Source organism: Maribacter aquimaris (assembly GCF_014596745.1).
GTDB lineage: Bacteria > Bacteroidota > Bacteroidia > Flavobacteriales > Flavobacteriaceae > Maribacter_A > Maribacter_A aquimaris.
In genome coordinates this window covers 1-6,147 of sequence record NZ_JABTCF010000023.1, presented here as the reverse complement: position 1 = coordinate 6,147, position 6,147 = coordinate 1, and the positions used below count along the sequence as shown (strand labels likewise).

General features: G+C 33.9%; 5 protein-coding genes. 3 read left to right on the top strand and 2 right to left on the bottom strand.

Features of this window, described 5'->3' with window-relative positions:
• The first annotated feature begins 228 nt into the window (after positions 1-228).
• Entirely contained in the window at positions 229-1,485 is a 1,257-nt protein-coding gene (locus HPE56_RS20160; RefSeq protein WP_188245549.1) for a site-specific integrase, read from the top strand.
• Positions 1,486-1,697: 212 nt separating this feature from the next.
• Positions 1,698-2,264 carry a BfmA/BtgA family mobilization protein gene (locus HPE56_RS20155; RefSeq protein ID WP_188245548.1) on the top strand — a complete coding sequence of 189 codons (567 nt, stop codon included), beginning with the start codon at positions 1,698-1,700 and terminating at the stop codon, positions 2,262-2,264.
• A 145-nt stretch (positions 2,265-2,409) separates the two neighbouring features.
• Here the strand turns inward: HPE56_RS20155 and HPE56_RS20150 are convergent, their stop codons facing one another.
• Both HPE56_RS20150 and HPE56_RS20145 read right to left on the bottom strand, forming a co-directional pair.
• Positions 2,410-3,312, bottom strand: coding sequence for a nucleotidyl transferase AbiEii/AbiGii toxin family protein (locus HPE56_RS20150; protein ID WP_188245547.1), 903 nt, complete (start codon positions 3,310-3,312; stop codon positions 2,410-2,412).
• On the bottom strand, positions 3,299-4,072 hold the full coding sequence (locus tag HPE56_RS20145; protein ID WP_188245546.1) for a type IV toxin-antitoxin system AbiEi family antitoxin: 774 nt from the start codon (positions 4,070-4,072) through the stop codon (positions 3,299-3,301). Before HPE56_RS20145 ends, HPE56_RS20150 begins: the two co-directional genes overlap by 14 nt.
• 113 nt (positions 4,073-4,185) lie before the next feature.
• Here HPE56_RS20145 and HPE56_RS20140 point away from each other — a divergent pair, with 113 nt between their 5' ends.
• Complete coding sequence (locus HPE56_RS20140; protein ID WP_188245545.1) at positions 4,186-5,961, top strand: hypothetical protein; 1,776 nt, start codon at positions 4,186-4,188, stop codon at positions 5,959-5,961.
• The last annotated feature ends 186 nt before the right edge of the window (positions 5,962-6,147 follow it).

Sequence of the window (6,147 nt, the reverse complement as noted above, 5' to 3'; positions counted from 1 at the left end):
GCCACCCCGACGAACCACTTTTCAAGTGGTACTAGAGAGCTGTTAATCTATTGATTAGCAGCTCTTTTCATTTTATATGGTATCAGATGATATCGTTTGATATCCTATAACTGGTGTATGGTTCGGTGAATGGATTAATACATAAGTTGTTGTAAATTTAAGTAGCATTTAGGGCTATTTAAGGTCGTCTTTGCAAACAAGGTTTGTAGAACTTAAAAGACGTATATCATGCGCAACAACAGCACTTTAGCAGTACTTATTTTCACTCGGGACATTACTTACAACCCCGAAAGACTTACTATTTATGCCCGTATCACGGTTGATAAAAGACGAGCAGAAATCAGTTTAAAACGTTACACTTCGGTGAATGTTTGGGATGCTTCAAAAGGAAGGGTTACAGGCACGACCCAAAGAGCACGACTACTCAATAGTTATTTAGACGAGGTTTACGTACAAATTATGGAGTCTCATAAACAATTGCTTTCCGAAGGAAAGATGATTACTGCACAAGCTATAAAAGCCCGTTATTTAGGGCAAGACGAACAATATAAGAGCTTGAAAGAGCTGATTGCCTATCACAATACAAATATGGATTCCGTATTGAAATACGGCACCATGAAAAACTACTATTCTACAGAGCGATATTTACACAAGTTTTTAAACGACAAATTCAAGACCCCCGACATCTATTTAAAACAATTGAACTATCGATTTATAGTTGATTTCGAACAATACCTTTTAAGATACCGTCCAGAGAAAGCTAGAAAGACTTGTTCCAATAACGGAGCGATGAAGCATTTGGAACGTTTGATGAAAATGACCAACCTCGCCCTTAAATTGGAATGGTTAGAAAAAGACCCGTTCAAACATTTCAAACTCAGCTATAAAAAGCATGATAGAAGTTATTTGAGCGAACGGGAATTGGAACTTATCGAAGAGACGATATTCAAAGCTGAAGGTTACGAAAAAGTAAAGAACATTTTTCTATTCTCATGCTATACAGGTCTATCCTATATTGATGTTAAAGAACTACTTGCTCAACAGTTGGTGCTCGGGATAAACGGAAATTATTGGTTACATACTAAAAGAGCAAAAACGGATGAAATGGTAAAAATTCCACTACTACCTAAAGCAAAAGCTATTATTGAAAAGTATAAAGAGATTATGCTCATAGAAGGTAACGGTAAATTACTGCCTGTTTTCAGTAACCAAAAGGTAAACAGTTATTTAAAAGTGATTATTCATTCTTGTGGCATTCATAAGAATATTACATTTCATTCTGCTAGACATACTTTTGCTACAACAGTTACACTTTCTAATGGCGTTCCTATTGAAACCGTTTCGAAAATGCTCGGTCATGCAAAATTGACCACAACCCAAATCTATGCAAGGGTATTGGAGAAGAAAGTAGGGGAGGACATGGAAAATCTTATTTCCCACTTTGAATCTAAAAAGCAAGAGAAACTATCCAAAATCAATCAGTAATTTTTAGAAGAAATGTACCTGTTTAGGGTATTCGAAAATTCGGAGCGAAGCAGAGAAGGTTTGAATAGCAAGAGGGTAACACGCTAAAGCGATGTTACGAGTTTTAAACCATTGATTTTCAACAAATTGAAAATAACTAGCTGCGATTGTTTATTGAAAATTTGCATTAAACAAGCTGCAACCACCTATAAACCTTGAAAAGTTTTACAGTAATGGAATCTGAAAACAAGAAAAAAAGTACATTTTCAGCAGTTAGTATTAATCGAATAACTGCGGAGCGATTTCGTGTATATTCCAAGACAGTTTCAAAATCACATTCAGAAACTATAGATACTATAATCGACTTCTTTGAGAAAACGAAAATCACGCCAAGGAACGAGGTAATGATAAGTTTTATCAAATTCCAAAATTATATGATAGGGCGGTTTGATTATATAGAGGTGTTATTACGCACAATGGAGCGTGAACAAATAAAACCGACTCACGAGATACTAAAAAATCTATTTGAGGGAAACTCACTAAAAGAGAACAAACAACCTTTATTAATAGAAAAGGGTTTGGAAAAGTTGACGCGGGAAGAATGGTATAGGGAAGAAGGGACTGTTTCTTTTGACAAATACCATAAACTAATTCAGGCAAAAGGAAACGATTTACGGAAGTTTAGAGAAGTACTCAGTAAAATAGAAAAGGTCGACCCTACGTTCGGAAAGTCATATTTTAAAATTGAAATTGATGAAGCAGAATTAGAAGCACTCAAAAGAGAACTAAACGAAAAATGAAGTTTTAATCAGCATAAGCAAGATGCGCCCTATGCGGTTTTTGCTTAACGTTTATCTGCCGGAACACTACAAAAACCGCACAGGAACCACGCGCAAAGTTACCGGTAAGAATTTGGGACAAGTAACTTCTAAATTCTATAGAAATTTAGGATTTTTTTAAAAATTCACTTTTTAACTTTTTAAGGGCTGCGCTATGTTTTTCAGCGTTTGTTTCTTTTAGTTTTTGCAAGTTTTGAAGTTTCCATTGTACAGCGGGGTATTCTTCAAAATTATATAAACTCCAATCGGGAGTGCAGTTCTCAAAATTCAACAGAAAGTGTTTATCAATGTCGGTTAGACTCTCGTGTATTGTTTGAATAAGAAGATTCCGAGTAGCTTCAAAATCTTCATAGGTAAAAGGTTCTTCGCTCATACCATCGAATTGATTTGCCATTGCCGAACGTTGGTCTAATAGGTTTGGGAGTAGTATTTCATAGATAGGTCGTTTGCTACCCAAAAGACAAAAGAGAAATCCTGTTTTTATTTCATTAGCAAACCCCTCGTTCTCTAAAAGATATTTGATGTCAAATAAATCTCTAGGATGCTGTCGGTCGAGAGCTGCACAGATTTTACCTCCGTACAATTGTCCTATGGGTATAACTGGAATTTCACAAAAGGCATCAAATTCATTCTGTGCTTTGTCACAAAGTCCCATTTCTGTTGGTGCTGCAATAATACCTCGCATGGCTTGACTTACTTCGAGTTTTATTTGTGCTTTTCTGTTTGAAATTAAGAGTTTAAGTTCTTTTTGTTTATGGGTTACCTGAACGTTAGGTACTACGGTTTCAATAGTGCCTTTGATTCGCAATAGTGCTTTTGAGATATTTGAAAAAGATGTTGCTCTATCTTCTACAGGAATATAGGTTAAATCAATATCTACTGAAAGACGTGGCATATCTCGAACAAATAGATTGATGGCTGTTCCTCCATGAAGTGCAAAGCAGTCTTCCTTCGCAACTTCTGGAAGCACACTTAACAAGAGTGAGACTTGTGCTTTATAATTCGCCATTTGCTAATGCTACGGGTACCGTGATTTTATATTTCGGATTGTAAACGCCATTTTTTACGATGCTTCGTTTGCCACTCCCTAAATCTATTTTTTCGATGTTTAGATGTTTTACCCAACTATGGTTTGCTTTTTCTGCTAAAAATAGAAACAGACGTTTCACCTTTATAGAAGTACAGCTTTCCAATAGGTTTTGAACTAGATTGGGTCTTAGATTATTTAGCCCCTCCATTAACTGATAGCACTCTACCAATTCTTGATTTTTAGGTGCTAAAAAAAGGCACTCTAATATTGCTCTTGCTGCACTTGAAACTTTTATCGAGAACGTTTTTAGCTCTACTTCAACAAGGCCTATTTCGGAAGGCAGAAATGAAGAACTGTAATAGTCTAATTTTATACCCCAGTCATGAGTTTTGCACCAAGTAGGTAGTTTTTCATGTTGTCCACCAAAAACGGTTACTTTTTTTGGTGATAGTTCTAAGTAATGTGCTTTTCCGAGTAGAGAAAGGGCGGTCTTGCCTGCTGGGTGTATAAATTGACCTACTTGTTTTTGAAGTGCAAAGATAGCTCCTTCGTAACCGACATTATCACCAGAACGTATCATTGCACCTGTACCTATGGATGTTAGCCAATCGCTATTTCGATATCGCTTTTGTAAATCAAGGCTGTATCCTTCCTTGACCAACCACGAAGACAGGTATACGATACCCGAAGGTTGTGTACTTAATAGCTGGTTTATTTTTATTTTTTTATCAGTACTCACAGTACCAAACTATTATTTTTTTTAAACTATCGCAAATTTTAGTTTAAATATTTCTATTTTTAGGTACTAAAAGTACCCAAAAACACAAAAATATAAACAAATTGTAGTTGCTCATGAACAAGAAAGCTATCAAAATTTGGCTAAAGAAAAGGTATGTTGCATTTATACCACCAGTAATATACCTGATAATCAGTTTCACAGGCTTAGCTGAACAGGTTGCTTTTGTGCCTGACTATTTGAATTTGTCGAAATCAAATCCATCTGATTATTTTGGATTAGTAATTGGAGCTATAGCTTCCATTTTAGGTATTCTTATGGCTGTTGTTTTACTATCAGTTGAGTTTTCCAAAGAAAAATTAGTTGGAAACGTAAATATCAATCCATTAGACAATCATCTTATAAAAAATTCTTTATATAACTCTGTAAACCTTATAGGTCTTTCTTTTCTAGCATATATTGAAGTAACCTCATTTGACACAGAAAGTAATCTGACCATTGGTTATTTTATTGGTATCTATTTCATGTTTTACATATTTTCGGTCTATCCCGTAATTAAAGAAATTATAGGAAAGACCAGTCGTATCAAAGAGAATTTGGAATTGGTAAATAGTCTTAATTTAACTGCATTTAAAAGTGTTTCCAGGTATCGATTCCAGAGTGGAACTGTAGCAGATGATACTTTAAACAAACTACAGAAAGAAATAGACGAATACATTTTAACAAATAAAATAACCTCTTACGAAAAAATAAATACTCAAATTTTGGGAAAGGTTTTTACCGAATTAGGTAAAGGGCATGACCGTGACAAGTGTGATATTATTTTGGGTGCTTTAACATGGATTTGGAGGGAAAATGCAAAAACAGCTGTTAGGGTCAATGATACCAATTATTTTGAACTTGTTTGGAATTCAGTTAGAGATATTTACTTGTATTTTGCTAAATATAAAATCCCTCTTTTACACCTACAAGAAATTGATTTATTTGTTGGGTTTGAGTTTATGAAAATTCAAACAAGTCATAATATCTCTTTGCCATTTATGACTGCTATTGACAATATAGAATTATCTTTTTTAGCGAATCTTTACAATAATTGTCCAGAGGAAAATTTACTAAAGGATTTAAACAGATTGTACGATAAAAATGAGACAATAGAACATTCAATTGATTTGGAACTTCAATGGGACGCTATAAAGAACATCATAAGAATTTTGCATAAAATACAGGAAGCTGCTATACAACTATCCGATAAAGACTTGTTTGAGTCAAGTACAAGAAAAATCGAATCTATTTGCACCAATTTGTTTTGGCAACAAAATAATGTTGGGATTAAACAAAAGTCATTTTTAACATGGCGAACTTTAGTGTCATCTTTTTATCATTCAAGTGAGGCATTAAAAAGTGGTCTATATAAAAACACCTTAGATAGTTTTCATATACCAGGAACTTTCATAAGAGATTTAATAAAAAATGAAGAAGTTGATATTAGAGATGTTAAAGTGATTATTACGAATCTAGCCAATTATATTATAGATGCACAAAAAGATGGAACGTTGTTCGTAGGACAAGGGTACGGCACTCTTGTAGATTTTTGTGGGATAGGAATTCATTCGTTGAAGTATTATCAAGAAAACAAGAAAGCTAGAAAATCGATAAATTATATTATCAGAGTACTTCAAAATTTGAAAAAAAATATTGAAAAAAATCATCTGCCAATGGAACGCGAGGTCTATTTGCATTTAGAAAGCAGGTTTAAACATTTTGTTAAAGTTGCGGTTGACCATGATGGTTTTTTAGAAAATGAAAATCCAGTAAAAAAATGGAATAAAATAATTAAAACTTTTAAAAAAGTTCCTGAAGTTGAAGAGCGTGAAGTTGTTAAATGGAAATAAGTAAAACATTTTAAAGAAATCGAATTGATTTATTTACTATTTTAGTATTGCAAAAGACACATAATATTTGCATCAATTTGTGCCATTTTGAACTGAGTTTAGACTTCGGTTAACCGTTCAAAAAAGAGCTTATAAGTAATTGATAATTAACGCATTGTGGTTAGTAAATTAGTGCTGCCACCCCGA